This is a genomic window from Desulfovibrio sp., assembly GCF_034006445.1.
GTDB lineage: Bacteria > Desulfobacterota > Desulfovibrionia > Desulfovibrionales > Desulfovibrionaceae > Desulfovibrio.
In genome coordinates, this window is record NZ_JAVESS010000017.1 from 22,377 (window position 1) to 37,035 (window position 14,659).

The following is a 14,659-nucleotide window of genomic DNA, read 5'->3' on the forward strand; positions in this document are numbered from 1 at the left end:
CGTGACAACACGTCTTTCCAGAATAAATGTACACTGCACCGGCGCACAGGCAACCGGCCGGGTACGCAGGCTTCAATGGGGGACAAGGGCACATGCACAGGAACTCCCGCGTCCTGGCGCTTCTCGCTTGGGTGTTTTTCTGCCTGTTGCAGGCAGCCGCGCCCCTGCTGTCCCATGCCGCCTCACGCACAGTCTGGGTAGGCATCTTTCCTCTTGCAGGCTTTCACCGCATGGAAAACGGCCATGCCGTTGGCTACACTGTTGACTATCTTGAGCAGGTGAGCAGATATGCCAACTGGCGGGTGGAATACGTTCACTTCGACAACTGGCAGGAGGCTGCTGATGCTCTTGAAAAAGAGCATATCGATCTTATGGGCGGCGCCCTCTTCACCCCTGAACGCGGCAAGCGCTTCCTGTACTCCCCCTACGCCAACGGCACCACCTACACCGCCCTCATCGCACCCAAAGGCACTCCTTTTGCCTATGAAGACTTCAATAACTTCACAGATCTGCGCATAGGCATTGCCGCAGGAACCCCGTGGCACAAAAACTTTGCCAGCTATGCCAGGCAGCACGGCTTCACGCCGCCGCCGCTCCTTCCGTTCAGGGACCTTACCGCACTCCGGCAAGCCCTGGCTGAGCAAAAGCTGGACGCCATACTCACTACAGTGACCGCCCTTCGGGATGACGAAGTCATTCTTGCCAAGTTTAATCCCCTGCCCTTTTTCTTTATCGGCAACCGCTCCAATCACGCCCTGATGGACGAACTGGAACAGGCCATGGCCCAGTTGAAGCTGGAGCAGCCCGACCTGGAAAGCCGGCTGGCCCATACCCACATGTGGCGCAGCTACCAGACCCCTCTGACCAAGGCGGAACGCGACTTTGTGGCAGAAAGTCCCCTCCTGCGGGTGGGGTTTCCCCCGAACCGCAAGCCCATGTCCTGGTTTGACCCTGCAACTGGCGAAGCCAGGGGCATTCTGCCGGATATTCTGCGCCTCATTGGCCGCACCAGCGGCCTGCGCTTCACCTTTGTGCCTATGAACCTGGGGGACGCAAATCTTGACGAGTACTTTGTGCGCGACAAGATAGACCTGTGCGTCGGGGCCTTGTTCGACCCCTGTGCCAAGGGCAACCCCGTCTATACGCTGTCCGCGCCCCTGTTGCGCAGTGGGCTCAACCTGTACGGCAAAAATTTTTTTGAAATCCCGCCCGCTACGTCCCTGGCCGTTGCCCTGCCGCAAAACTGGCTTGGCGGCCGCGCGTATATGGAAACATACTATCCCTCCACGCGCCTGCAATTCTTTGACAGCACAGAAGATTGCCTGAATGCGGTTGTCGAAAACAAGGCGGACCTGCTGCTGCAAAACACGCTTGAAGTGGATTACCTTCTGACCAGGCCACGCTTTAAAGACATCTCCGCCCTGCAAGGGTGCAGCGGCATTGAAGAAGCCCGGGTGGGCATTAACGCGACCGTGCCGCCTATCCTGCTGAGTCTTATCAACAAGCAGATCATGGAGGTGGACGAAAAAAGCAAAAGCCAGATCATTTCCGAAAACATTTCTGCCGTGGCAGGGCCTCTGAGCCTTAAAGACATGGCCTACGAACACCGGACGCTGCTGGCGGTCACTGGTGAACTGCTGCTCTTTCCCCTGGCCTTTGTTGCCTATGTTCTGTACCTGCGCCGCAAAAATAAAAGCCTCGCCCAAAAGAGTGAACGTCGCCTGACCAATATTACCAACAATATCAACGGCGGCGTTATCAGCCTTGCGGCCAATGAACGGCTGGACATCCGCAATGCCAACAGCGGCTTCTGGTACTTGCTGGATTATGGCGACAATCCGCCGGAAAAACCGAGTCTTGCCGATTTTATGCTTCCGGCCGAAGCCGAGCATCTGTATCAACGGCTTGAGCAGCAGCGGCAGGAAAACGCAACCATAAGCATGGAACTGAACCTGCGCCGCAAAGATGGCCTGTGGTTGCCCGCGCTGTTACGGTGCACATGGGCCTGCGATGCGCATGACGCCGCGCAGCCATGTCTTGATTGCGTTGTCGTTGACATCACCGAACAAAAGCGCATGAACGAGCAGTTGGAGCAGGAAAAAGAACGGTACCGCATCATTCTTGAGCAATCGCAGGACATCATTTTTGATGTGGACACGGAAAAAGGGCAGTACACCTGTTCGCCAAATTTTTTCAGCAAGTTCGGGCGCGAAGGCACGCCGCTGTTCGCTCCTGACGGCCGCCCGCGCAATGATCAGGTCGTGCATCCCGACGACCTGCCCGCCCTCGCGGAAATGCGGCGGCGCGTCCGTTCCCGCGAGCGCACGGTCTTTGGCGTTATGCGCATTCCCACAGCCCAGGGGCGCTATATCTGGTGTCGGGTGCAGACCACCCGCATCAGCAAAAACGACGCCCCATTGCGCATCGTTGGCAAGATCGTGGATATTGACGAGGAGGTGCGCCGCAGGGCGGAGCTGGAGCGTCTTTCGCAACGCGACAGCCTGACTGATCTCTATAACAAAACCGCCTTCCGCGAACGGGTAATGCAGAGTCTGCCGGCCACCGTCCTGGACGGCAAAACATACGCCCTGCTTTTTCTGGATCTGGATAACTTCAAGGCCCTTAACGACAGCCTGGGGCACATTGTGGGTGATACCGCCCTGGCCGAAGCCGCCGATGCCCTCAAGCGTATCTTCCGCAATGCCGATGCCGTGGGGCGCTTTGGCGGCGACGAATTTTGCGTCTTTGCCATGGGCATTACCCGCAACGCCATAGCCGCGCGGGCAGAATCCGTGCTGCAAGCGCTTTCAATGCATTTTGAGCAGGACGGCAAGGCCGTGGACATCACCGCAAGTATTGGCATCTATGTGTTTGACGGCAGCGAGACCACCTACGAAGACGCGCTGCAAAAAGCGGATAACGCGCAATACCGGGCCAAGCAGCTTGGCAAGAATCGCTATGTTTTTCATGATGATCCTCTGACGCTTGAAGAGTTGGCGGCAGCGCAGCAACGAGGGGATGAGCTGGACGGCTTTGGTTTTTAGAGTAGCTACGCTTTTTCTAGGTCAATCCGCTCCAAGGCACTTATATTTTTGAATTTTTGTGTGGTCGCCCGCGCAGGGGACGGTGTGTTTGGGGTAGGCGCGGCGGGCGCTCTGGAGAAAGTAAGGCAGGGCTTGTCCTTTGAGAGGAGGCTTGTGTGCCCTGCGGGCACGGAGGCTTTTCCTTATTTTAGTTTGGGCCGCCTGCGGCGGGCGGCAGATGGATGGGCTTGCGCTGTTGGTATTCCTTGAGAGAATGAAGCAGGGCTTGTCCTTTGAGAGGAGGCTTGTGTGCCCTGCGGGCACGGAGGCTTTTCTTTTTTGTTGTTTGGGCCGCCTGCGGCGGGTGGAGTGTTTGGGGTAGGCGCGGCGGGCGCTCTGGAGAAAGTAAGGCAGGGCTTGTCCTTTGAGAGGAGGTTGCTGTGCCCTGCGGGCACGGGGCCTTTTCTTTTATGTTGTTTGGGCCGCCTCCGGCGGGTGGAGTGTTTGGGGTAGGCGCGACGGGCGCGCTGAGGAAAGCAAAGCAGGGCTTGTCCTTTGAGAGGAGGTTGCTGTGCCCTGCGGGCACGGAGGCTTTTCTTTTTATGGTGTTTGGGCCGCCTCCGGCGGGGGCAGATGGGGGCCTGTTAGGGGCTGCCGCCCCTCCGAGGCCCCCTCTGCACTCCCCCCGGACGACCCCGCCGGGCTTGTCGTATATCCCCACTCCCACGGGATAGCCCTCAAGGGCTTTCCATCTCCCAACATTCCGCGAGGGCTGCGCGGCTTTTGCTCCGGGAGCTTCCTCGCTACGCTCGGCGATCTCCCTCCGCGCCGCGCAATGCCAGCGTAAGGTCTCGCCCTGAATGAGAGCCAGTGAGTGCATTTCGTTGGCTGTATTGAATTTTAAGGATGACGTCCGACTGCTGGTAATAGGTCGTTGTGCTGATGATTTTGCCGCGTGGCTAGGACAGATTAACTTTGAAATGCTTCACATTTCAAAGTTTTCATTCCTCCGAAAAATACGACATGCGACTGAATCCGCGCTACGTTGTGGCGCGCTGCACGTCCGCACAGCCTTAGAGCATTTACACTTTTTCAAAGCTAAAATGCTCTAATATTGCTGTCACGCGGGCAACGCACTCAAGTCTGTGCTGCTTCTCAGGCAGGGCGCGGGCGAATGCCGGGGGCGGCGTCATAAAGAACCGAAGCCGACACGTCGGCGAGGTTCGTGCGTAGCCGCCCCCGAAAAAAGGAAATTGTTGGTCAGGGTTGGACAGGGGGGTGCTTCGGGGGGGATGCAAGGGGGGCCGAGAAGGGGGCGCAGCCCCATAACCGGCCCCGCCTTGCCGCACGCCGCGCAGGCGGCCAAAACAGCATAAAAAGAAAAGCTCCCGTGCCCGCAGGGCACAGAAGACAACTCTCAAAGGACAAGCCCTGACTTTCTCTAGTTGTGCCAGCACAAAAACCTCATCTCAACATCGCCCGCCGAGGCGGCCAAAACAACAAAAAAGAAAAAGCGCCATGCCGCAGGGCACAGAAGACTTTTTCAAAGCCAGCCCCAAGGCTCAACCCTTCCATCATTACGTGGCGTCCTTAACAACCAGGCATCATATTTGAGACTTCCTACAGCCGACAATACGCCTTTGCGGATATTCATTCAGCGCGAAGGCGCACGCTGGCATTGCGCGGCGCGCAGGGAGATCACCGAGCGAAGCGAGGAAGCTCCCGGAGCAAAAGCCGTGCAGCCCTCGCCAATCTGCGATCATTGGAAAGCTCTGGGGGGTAAACGGGGGGGAGTGCAGAGGGGGCCTCGCCAGGGGGCGCAGCCCCCTTCACAGGCCCCCTCTGCCCCCGCCGGAGGCGGCCCAAACGAAATAAATGAAAAGTCCCCGTGCCCGCAGGGCACAGAAGACAACTCTCAAAGGACAAGCCCTGACTTTCTCTAGCTGCGCCAGCACAAAAACCTCATCTCAACGTCGCCCGCCAAGGCGCCAAAACAACAAAAAAGAAAAAGCGCCGTGCCGCAGGGCACAGAAGACTTTTTCAAAGCCAGCCCCAAGGCTCAACCCTTCCATCATTACGTGGCGTCCTTAACAACCAGGCATCATACTTGAGACTCCCTACAGCCGACAATACGCCTTTGCGGATATTCATTCAGCGCGAAGGCGCACGCTGGCATTGCACGGCGCGCAGGGAGATCCCCGAGCGCAGCGAGGAAGCTCCCGGAGCAAAAGCCGTGCAGCCCTCGCCAATCTGCGGTCATTGGAAAGCTCTGGGGGGTAAACGGGGGGAGTGCAGAGGGGGCCTCGCCAGGGGGCGCAGCCCCCTTCACAGGCCCCCTCTGCCCCCGCCGGAGGCGGCCCAAACAACAAAAATGAAAAGCCCCCGTGCCCGCAGGGCACACAAACCGCACCTCAAAGAACAAGCCCTGCTTAGTTGTCTTTAGAGTGCCCGCTGCGCGAGTCCCCGCCTTGCCGCACGCCGCGCAGGCGGCCAAAACAGTATAAAAAGAAAAGCTCCCGTGCCCGCAGGGCACAGAAGCCTCCTTTCAATGGACAAGCTCTGCTTTGCTTTCCTCAGAACACCTGCCTAGGTGGCCAAAACACCATAAAAAGAAAAAGGCCCCCCAACGGAGAGCCTTTACACCCCCTGCGGGGTACCACCCCTACGGGGCACAAACAATCACTCGAAACAAAAAACTTTTCTATGCCAGCGCGGAGCGCTTATTTCCACAAACTGCTGTACTTGGCGGCAATGCCGTCAGTGCGCTCCACAAGCCTGTCTACGAGCCCGTCCACATCTTCATAGTTGATGGTCCCAAGATCACGGGCCAGCAGATACCCAAGATACCCCTTGCCCTGCTTGAAAACCCAGCACACGGAATACACTGACCCCACACCGGGGCGGCTGGAAAATTCCGGCTTGGTTTCAACCATGACGTAGAGCTTGGGCACGTCTTTTTCTTCATCATCATTCAGGGTGAAGAGGCTGCTTTTATTGAAGCGTTCCTTCAGATTTGTGCCCAGGCGCGCGCCAATGCTGTCCGTGCCATCAAGGGTCACGCTTACAACCGTCACGCGGTCCGCGCCTTTTTCGGGTTTGTCCTGAACGGGCTTGCCCGCCTGAGGCGTAGCGGCCATCGCTGCACCAGCCATCGTCAATGCGCAGAACAGGGCCAGAATGCCAAAAAATTTCTTCATGCCTTTCACCTCAACATGCGGAGTGTATGACAGTTTCTGACCCTGCCAGCCCATGCGGACGCGGCGTCAGGACATATCTTTCTTGAGTCTATATAAAGTTTAGAAAAAAGAAAAGCGCCAGCATCCGGCCAAAGCGGATTGCCTTTGAAATATGCGCGTTCAGCGGATCAGGCCCGCCCGCAATAGCGCTCCAGCACCGACCACAGCTTTTCCACCCCTTGTTCAAGCTGCTGTTCGCTGAATCCCCCAAAGCCCAGCATGAGGCCGGGCCTGCCGGTTTCCCGCCCGTACAGGGGAGAAAGCGGACGCACCGCCAACCCAGCCTGACTCGCCGCAAGCGCCACGGCCACGTCGTCCACCTGAGCGGACAGCCAGAAAACAAGGTGCATGCCCTGCTCCCCGGACTGCGGGCTGCCCCAGTCCGCAAGGCGCGCACGCAGCAGATGCAGCAGAACCTGCCTGCGCTGGGCATAGAGCTTGCGGATGCGGCGCACATGCGCCTCAAAATATCCCTCGCTCATATAGGCGGCCAGAACATGCTGTTCTGCCGTGGGCGACTGCTTGTCCATAAGCGTGCGCGCGCCCACAAAGGCCTCGACCAGATCCGGCGGCACAATGGCATAGCCTATGCGCAGGGAGGGAAAAAGCACCTTGCTCATGGTTCCGAGATAGATGACGCGCTGCGGGTCAAGCCCCTGCAACGCGGGAAAAGGCTGGCCGGAAAAACGCATCTCGCTGTCGTAGTCGTCCTCCACAAGCCAGGCCCCGCAGGTGCGCGCCCAGGCCAGAAGCTCCATACGGCGGGTCATACTCATGACCATTCCCAGCGGAAACTGGTGCGAAGGGGTGACAAAAGCCGCGCGGGCCTCGGGGCACAGGGCCGCTCCGGCCGACACGTCTATGCCGTGCCCGTCCACAGGAATACGGAATATACGCGCCTGCACGTCCTCAAGCACGGTCATGAGTCCGGGATAGGCCGGATTTTCCGCCCACACGGGTTCACCCGGCCCAAGCAGGATACGCCCCGTGATATAGAGCCCCTGCTGTGCACCGTTTGTGATGATCACATTTTCCGGCCCGCAGATCACGGCCCTGGATTTGCGCACATAGGCGGCAATGGCCTCCCGCAAGGGCATGAGGCCGCAGGGGTCTTCATATCCTGTGGGGGCGGCCTCCATGCCGGATCGAACGCGGTTACCCAACCGCCGCCAGGTATGATCCGGGGCAATACCCGCCAATGGCACAGCCACTGAAAAGGGCACCAGCGGCTGTGGGGCGAAGCGCCCGGCAAAGGCGGCAAAACGCCGCGCATTGGGCGGCATGTCGGCCTGCGTCCTTTCCAGATGTTCAGGAAAACGGAACGGCGGACGGGCCGTGGGCCAGTGCGGCGGAACAGCCATATCCGCCCTGCTCCGGGCAAGCCCTTGTGGGATTGCCGCAAAGGGCGTTGTACCCAGATCACGGGCCACATACGTGCCCGCGCCCACGCGGGATTCAAGATAACCTTCGGCCACAAGCTGGCTGTAGACATCAGCCACAGTACCGCGTGCAAGCCCCAGCTTGCGCGCCAGAATACGGCTGGCGGGCAGCCTGTCGCCAGGGCAAAGCTGGCCGGTTTCAATGGCTTCACGCAGGCGGGCGGCCAACTGACGGCCCATGCTGCCCGGCTTGAGCGACAGGCCGCCCAGAACCGCCAGTTCGGTTGTAATGCTTTGCTTGCTCATAATGGCCCAATGGATTTTTTATTAATGGCTCTGTACCGTAGTCCAATTTGCCCATATTGCAAAGCCGTGCAACACGCATCAGCCCCGTATTTCCGTTAGCATCAAACTGGAGCATTTTGCTTTTGAAACACTCTTTGTTTCAACGCGTCATTCTGGCGAAAAACGTGGTTTGCGCCAGCCATCAGAGTGAAATTGCTCCGGAGCATGTAACACTTGAAATACTCGCGTACGGCAGGCAAAAGCCCGCCTGCTCGCATTTCGTGGTAAGGATTTTAGAAAAATCCTTGCAGAGCAATTAACTCATTTCATTCGTAAACTGCTCTAGGAGCCAGCATGAAAAGTCTACTGCTTCTTCTGGCCGTCGTCGGCGGCGGGTGCATTCCCGTACAGGCAGGCATCAACAATCTTTTACGGCGCTTTTTGGGCGACCCCATGCAGGCGTCCCTTGTGTCTTTTGCCGTGGGCACGCTGGCTCTCTGGATATACAGCCTCGTCACGCGCCAAAGCTGGCCGGGCATCAGCGAAATAGCCGCCACGCCCTGGTGGTTGTGGATTGGCGGCCTGTTCGGCACGGTCTTTGTCACCTGCACCATCATGCTCGGCCCCAAACTGGGGGCCGCCACCATGACGGCCTTTATGCTGCTGGGGCAGCTTGCGGTTTCTGTCATTCTTGACCACTTCGCTCTGGTGGGCTTTCCCGAGCATCCGGCGTCGCTGCTGCGCTTGCTGGGGGTTGCCATGCTGTTCGCCGGGGCCGTTCTTGTAAGAATATTCTGAAATATTTCAGGCAAAATCCGCCTCAACGAGAGATCCACAGGCGGGGCGCGCAAAACCGTCCCACCTGTGGAACATCCGCCAATACCCGCCGCACGTCGGGCACACGCAGGCGCACATTTGCCGCATGTCGGGCGCACGCAGGCACACGTCGGGCACACGCAGGCGCATGTCGGGCGCAGATTTACCGCATGTCGGGCGCATGTAGGGCGCATATCCGCAGTATTTTTCGGACGCATGCCCGCCGTACACCAACCATACACCAGCCGCACGCCCGCCGTACACCCGCCGCATGTGGTCGGCCGCGCGTCTGCTCTGGCCCGGCCCGCGCATACGCTCTTGAGCCCGTCCCCCGGAAGCGCTACACTTGCGCAAATTCTTTTCCCACCGAGGAGCCCCGCCATGCAGCGAACCCTGATTATTGACGCTCTCAATTCCGAAGCGGCACAGCCCGCCATTGCCCTGTGCGGCTGGATACGCACGCGCCGTGACGCCAAGGATTTCAGTTTTGTTGAAATCAACGACGGCTCCTGCCTCACCAACATGCAGTGCATAGTGGACACGGGCACGCCAGCCCATGAAGGCCTTGGCGACGCGGCCACTGGCGCGGCCGTGCGCATCACGGGCGAGCTTGTGCCCTCGCCCGGCAAGGGGCAAAAGTGGGAAGTGCGCGCGCAGCACGTTGAGGTATACGGCCTTGCGGACCCGGAGAGCTTTCCTCTGCAAAAAAAGCGGCATTCGGACGAATTTTTGCGCACCATCGCCCACCTGCGCCCGCGCACCAACAAATACGGAGCCATGTTCCGCATCCGTTCCGAGGCCGGTTTTGCCGTGCACGAATTTTTTCGCGGCCGCCGCTTCTCCCTTGTCCATACCCCGGTGCTTACCGGAGCGGACTGCGAGGGCGCGGGCGAAATGTTCCGCGTGACCACGCTTGAGCCCGGCGCAAAGGATCTTGGCGAGGATTTCTTCAGCCGCCAGTGCAACCTCACGGTTTCCGGTCAGCTTGAGGCCGAAGCCCTGGCCACGGGCCTTGGCCGCGTATACAGCTTTGGCCCCACCTTTCGGGCGGAGAACTCCAATACCCCGCGTCACGCCGCCGAATTCTGGATGATCGAGCCAGAAATGGCCTTTGCCGACATCGAAGACCTCATGGAACTGGGCGAGGGCCTGACGCGCCATGTGGTGAACCACGTACTGACGCATTGCGAAGACGACGTGAACCTTTTTGACAGCTTTGTGGACAAGGGCCTGCGCGAACGTCTGCAACACATGCTGGCCGCGCCCTTTGCCCGCGTGCCCTACACAGAGGCTGTTGAAATTCTGCAAAAATGCGGCAAGGATTTCACCTTCCCCGTGTCCTTCGGCACTGACCTGCAAACCGAGCACGAGCGCTATCTTGCCGAAGAGCACTTTAAAAAGCCCGTGATCGTTTACGATTATCCCAAGGATATCAAAGCGTTCTACATGCGGCAAAATGAGGACGGCAAAACCGTGGCCGCCATGGACATGCTGGTACCCCGCATTGGCGAGCTCATCGGCGGTTCCCAGCGTGAAGAGCGCCTCCACAGGCTTGAGGCGCGCATCCGCGAAATGGGGCAGAACCCCGAGGATTACTGGTGGTATCTTGATCTGCGCCGCTTCGGCACCGTACCCCATGCGGGCTTTGGCCTGGGCTTCGAGCGCCTGCTCATGATGCTCACGGGCATCACCAATATCCGCGATGTCATTCCCTTCCCGCGTACGCCGGGCAATCTGGAATTCTAGGCCCTGCCCGGAAGATCAACGCGCCCAGGGCGCGCCACTCTACGGAATGCGCCACGCTTCGTCACGAACATGGCCAACCCCACGGCAATGCGGCCCTGACAGGGACAAAAGACCGACACTCACAGCCGCCAGAGCAGTTTCACCATAAAACTGCTCTGGCGGCTGTGGCATTTGGCGCGCGCCGTAAGGGGGCATGCGCCGTTTGCCGCCGCTGTTTGCCGCCGCTGTTTGCCGCCGCCGTTTGCCGCCGCTGTTTGCCGCCGCCGTGTCCCTTGCTGGGAGCAGATAAACTTTGCGGTGTTATGCCGCCAATGCGCTCTTTTTCGTCCCCCCCCCGCCTCTTGCACACCACGGGCCAGCCGCCCGCCCCCCGCTTTAAACCTAAAAATTTTTGCAACATACTAAGAAACAATAAAAATTTTAGGGGGTGGGGGCGTGGGGGAGGCGACCCTTTTTTAAAAGGGTCCCTCCCCCACAAGGCATTTCAAGATACCATCACTCCAGAACACAACAGCTCCAGAACACAACTTCAAGCGTAACGGTTTTTGCAGCAAGCCCGCCCTTCACTTTTGCCGCAATGGAGGCTATACTTCCGCCTCACCGCGCGCACACGCCGCGCCCTTTTTATCGGCGGCTCCGTAAGGTCGCCGGGCATTGCCCCAAGGAGAGCGAAAGACCATGAGCAAGAAGCTGACTGTTGCCGTTGTGGGCGCCACTGGCGCCGTAGGCCGTGAAATGCTCAAGACCCTTCACGAGCGCGAATTTCCCGCTACCGAAGTACGTGCCTTTGCCTCCGCCCGTTCGGCTGGCACCAGGGTGCCCTTTGGCGAGCGCGAGCTAACTGTTGAAGAGCTGAAAGAAGACGTCTTTGAAGGCATTGATCTGGCCATTTTCTCCGCTGGCGGCGCCGCTTCGCAAAAATTCTCCCCCCATGCGGCCCATGCGGGCTGTGTTGTAGTGGACAATTCCGCAGCATGGCGCATGGACGACCGCTGCCCTCTGGTGGTGCCCGAAGTAAATGCCAGCGCGCTGGACGCGCACCAGGGCATTATCGCCAACCCCAATTGCTCCACCATCCAGATGGTTGTGGCGCTGAAGCCCCTGCACGACGCGGCGAAAATCAAGCGCATCGTGGTTTCCACCTATCAGGCGGTTTCCGGCACGGGGCAGAAGGGCATTGAAGAGCTGGAACGGCAGGTGCGTGACCTTTTCAACGGCCGCGACCCCGAAAACAAGACCTATCCCTACCGCATCGCCTTCAACTGCCTGCCGCACATCGACGTTTTCCTTGAAAACGACTACACCAAGGAAGAAATGAAGATGGTTCACGAGACCGTCAAGATTTTCAACGATCCTTCGGTCAAGGTTACGGCCACCTGCGTGCGCGTGCCCGTGTTCTACTGCCATGCGGAATCCGTCAACATCGAGACGGAGAAGAAAATATCGGCCCGCGACGCCCGCGTCATGCTTTCGCAGGCCCCCGGCGTGCGCGTGTTCGACAATCCCCGCGAGCTCATGTACCCCATGCCCGGCTACTGCGTGGGCGAGGACGCCACCTACGTGGGGCGCATCCGCGAGGACGAAACCATTGAAAACGGCCTCAACATGTGGATTGTGGCCGACAACATCCGCAAGGGCGCGGCCCTCAACGCCGTGCAGATCGCCGAAGCGCTTGTGCAGCGCGAACTTGTGCGCGTGGCGGACAAAAACGTCTTCATGGCGTAGAACGGCTGCGTTTATACGCGCGTTCGCATCGCCAGATACAAATACGCCTTCAGCGGGCGGGCGGGGAAAATCCCGTCCGCCCATTGAGGAGACCCCCCTTGAAAGCAGTGGATGCCCAGACATACCTTGCGGCCCTGCTGGCCGCCCCCCGACCCGGAACAGAGAACGTGCTGGCCTTCTATGACCACAGGGTGGGGCATATCTGCACAGACGCCAGCCTGCTGCTCCTGCCTCTGGACGACCACATCTGCCACAGGGGCGACGGCCTTTTTGAGAGCATCAGTTACCGCCAGGGCAGGCTGTTCAGCTTTGACCAGCACCTGACCCGCCTCAAGGACGGCGCAGCCGCCCTGAAAATCACGCCGCCCTGCTCCTGGGACGAAGTGCGCGCCATCATTCTGGATGTTGCCCGCGCCGCAGCAAACGAGCAGGGCGACATGCGCGTGTTCCTGAGCCGAGGCCCCGGCGGTTTCGGCATCAGCCCGTCGGAATGCCCGCAGGCCGGGCTTTACATTGTGGCCCTGCGCAAAAACTTCGCGGGCGAAGCCTTTTATGCAAAGGGCCTCACCGCCTTTACCAGCGACATTCCGCCCAAGCAGGAATACCTCGCCCGCATCAAGAACACCAACTATCTGCCCAATGTCTTCATGGCGATGGAAGCCGCGCAAAAAGGCATGGACGTGGCCGTGACCTTTGACGAAAACGGCTTCATGGGCGAGGCCGCCACAGCCAACGTGGGCCTTGTGGACGCCCACGGCAGCCTGCTCTGCCCCGAACTCAGGCGCATTTTGCCCGGCACCACCATGCTGGCGGCCCTTGAACTGGCGGCGCGGCGCGTTCCCGACCCCCTGCCCGTACTGGAACGGCCCATCCACAAGGACGAAATCGCCACTGCCCGTGAAATGCTGCTTTTCACCAGTTCCACCCTGTGCGTGGGCGTTACGCATTTTGACGGCATCCCCGTTGGTCATGGCGCATGGCGCGGCAAACCCGGCCCCGTGGCCCAATGGCTGCATACGGCCCTGCTCGACCACCTGCTGCAACAAGGCACTCCCTTCTGATGCGTGTTCTGCTCATAGCCCTGCAAAACACCACACCCGGCCCCGCCACCCCTGACGAACAGGCGCGCTGGGCCGAGATTGGTTCGCCCATGCGCACGGCCCGTATGGAAGAGGAACACGCCCTTGCGCTGGCCCGCAGCATGCGCGACGGCGGCAACTTTGCCCCCATGCTGGTCTGCATTGAGCATTCCAGCCTGCATAGCCGCGCCGTGCAACTCAATCTGCCCGTCATTCCCGTCAGCGGCGCGAGCGTGCGCAACCCCCTCAATCTGTGGAAGCTGTGGCGCTGGCAGCGCAGGCATGCCCGCCTGCTGGTGCAGACGCTCGGTCAGGACGCCATGGCCCTCGGCCGCAGCGTCCTGCGCATGCGTAAACCCGGCGCAACCCTTTTGGCGCACGCTTTTCTGCTGCGGCCGCCCGCAGCCCAGAGCATGACGGGCAAGCCCTTTTTGGCCGCGCATAAAACCCTTTGCGGCTCACAGCACATACTGGAGCGCATGCCCGCCCACATCATGCCGGAAGCAGTGGCAAACAGGGGCGCTTGCTCTCCCGACAACAAGGCTCGTGCAGATGCCGACAATGCCGCCCCGCTGGCGGAATACGGCGAAAAAGGGCGGACGCTGCGCCTTGACGGCGACCTCCTCACCCTGGTTGCCCCCGGCATGAGCCTGGACGACTTTGCGCCCTCCTCGCCCTGGGAGCAGACGCAATCGTCTGAACCCATTGCAGAAAAAACGGCGCAATCCCGCGAGCAACGCTTTATCTTTGCCCTGGCCGACGCCCTGACGCCGCGCTCCGGCGCGCAACTGGTGACGCGCGCCATGGCGGCCATCTGGCAGCGCGGCGATCTGCCCACCTGGGAAGTACGTGCGCTGGGGGGCGGCCCACGCTATGCCGAACTGCTGGAAGAGGCCGAAAACCTCGGCGTCAGTTCGCGCCTGTGCCTGCTCAACGAGCAGTCCCTGCCAGAGGTTCTGCGGCACTGCCATGCCTGGATAGCGCCAGGATCTTCTCCAGAAGAACTGCCCGAAAACCTTTGGGCGGGCGTGGCGGCCTTTCTGCCCACAGTGTGCAGCGCAAGCCCCCTGCACCGCGAACGCCTGCGCCTTGACAACAATGACCCGGCTGACGTGGCGCTGCTGGTGGAAGAAAACGATCCCCAGGCCCTTGCCAAGGCCATGATCGACATCATGCAGGATGCGCCCCTGCGGCGCAGGCTCGTTGAAGCCAGCCAGTCCCTGCGCGACCATGTGGGACTTGAATCCTTTGCTGTCAGAACCTGCACCCTGTATCAGCACTGGTGCCGCCAGCTTGGCTGGCTGGATCCGGCAATGCCCGTCACAGGCAATCCCCGGACGTGAACAGATTTCTCTACTGAAATACCGTGA

8 protein-coding genes are annotated in these 14,659 nt (G+C 59.9%); 6 read left to right on the top strand and 2 right to left on the bottom strand.

Going from position 1 to position 14,659, the window contains the following annotated elements; genetic code table 11:
- Positions 1-92: 92 nt before the first annotated feature.
- A complete protein-coding gene (locus RBR41_RS11720) occupies positions 93-3,044 on the top strand; it encodes a diguanylate cyclase (RefSeq protein ID WP_320352791.1) in 2,952 nt (983 codons plus the stop codon).
- Positions 3,045-5,743: 2,699 nt separating this feature from the next.
- On the opposite strand, the gene RBR41_RS11725 is transcribed toward RBR41_RS11720, so the two are convergent.
- The gene (locus RBR41_RS11725; protein ID WP_320352792.1) at positions 5,744-6,220 is read right to left on the bottom strand and encodes a hypothetical protein; all 477 of its coding nucleotides are present in this window, start codon (positions 6,218-6,220) and stop codon (positions 5,744-5,746) included.
- Positions 6,221-6,387: 167 nt separating this feature from the next.
- Positions 6,388-7,944, bottom strand: coding sequence for a PLP-dependent aminotransferase family protein (locus RBR41_RS11730; RefSeq protein ID WP_320352793.1), 1,557 nt, complete (start codon positions 7,942-7,944; stop codon positions 6,388-6,390).
- Positions 7,945-8,277: 333 nt separating this feature from the next.
- Here RBR41_RS11730 and RBR41_RS11735 point away from each other — a divergent pair, with 333 nt between their 5' ends.
- The 5 genes from RBR41_RS11735 (at position 8,278) to RBR41_RS11755 (ending at position 14,632) form a co-directional block, all read left to right on the top strand.
- A complete protein-coding gene (locus RBR41_RS11735) occupies positions 8,278-8,721 on the top strand; it encodes a DMT family transporter (protein WP_320352794.1) in 444 nt (147 codons plus the stop codon).
- 399 nt (positions 8,722-9,120) lie between these two features.
- Positions 9,121-10,485 (top strand): asparagine--tRNA ligase, encoded by a 1,365-nt coding sequence (gene asnS, locus RBR41_RS11740; RefSeq protein ID WP_320352796.1) that lies wholly within the window; start codon positions 9,121-9,123, stop codon positions 10,483-10,485.
- A 678-nt stretch (positions 10,486-11,163) separates the two neighbouring features.
- On the top strand, positions 11,164-12,210 hold the full coding sequence (locus tag RBR41_RS11745; RefSeq protein ID WP_320352797.1) for an aspartate-semialdehyde dehydrogenase: 1,047 nt from the start codon (positions 11,164-11,166) through the stop codon (positions 12,208-12,210).
- A gap of 107 nt (positions 12,211-12,317) precedes the next feature.
- The gene (locus RBR41_RS11750) at positions 12,318-13,271 is read left to right on the top strand and encodes an aminotransferase class IV (protein WP_320352820.1); all 954 of its coding nucleotides are present in this window, start codon (positions 12,318-12,320) and stop codon (positions 13,269-13,271) included.
- Positions 13,271-14,632 carry a glycosyltransferase gene (locus tag RBR41_RS11755; RefSeq protein WP_320352798.1) on the top strand — a complete coding sequence of 454 codons (1,362 nt, stop codon included), beginning with the start codon at positions 13,271-13,273 and terminating at the stop codon, positions 14,630-14,632. Before RBR41_RS11750 ends, RBR41_RS11755 begins: the two co-directional genes overlap by 1 nt.
- Positions 14,633-14,659 lie beyond the last annotated feature (27 nt).

Bases quoted from the DNA above. Each gene is read 5' to 3' on its own strand.
- RBR41_RS11730 (WP_320352793.1), bottom strand. From the start codon at position 7,944: ATGAGCAAGCAAAGCATTACAACCGAACTGGCGGTTCTGGGCGGCCTG.
- RBR41_RS11745 (WP_320352797.1), top strand. From the start codon at position 11,164: ATGAGCAAGAAGCTGACTGTTGCCGTTGTGGGCGCCACTGGCGCCGTA.
- asnS (WP_320352796.1), top strand. From the start codon at position 9,121: ATGCAGCGAACCCTGATTATTGACGCTCTCAATTCCGAAGCGGCACAG.
- RBR41_RS11755 (WP_320352798.1), top strand. From the start codon at position 13,271: ATGCGTGTTCTGCTCATAGCCCTGCAAAACACCACACCCGGCCCCGCC.
- RBR41_RS11735 (WP_320352794.1), top strand. From the start codon at position 8,278: ATGAAAAGTCTACTGCTTCTTCTGGCCGTCGTCGGCGGCGGGTGCATT.
- RBR41_RS11720 (WP_320352791.1), top strand. From the start codon at position 93: ATGCACAGGAACTCCCGCGTCCTGGCGCTTCTCGCTTGGGTGTTTTTC.
- RBR41_RS11725 (WP_320352792.1), bottom strand. From the start codon at position 6,220: ATGAAGAAATTTTTTGGCATTCTGGCCCTGTTCTGCGCATTGACGATG.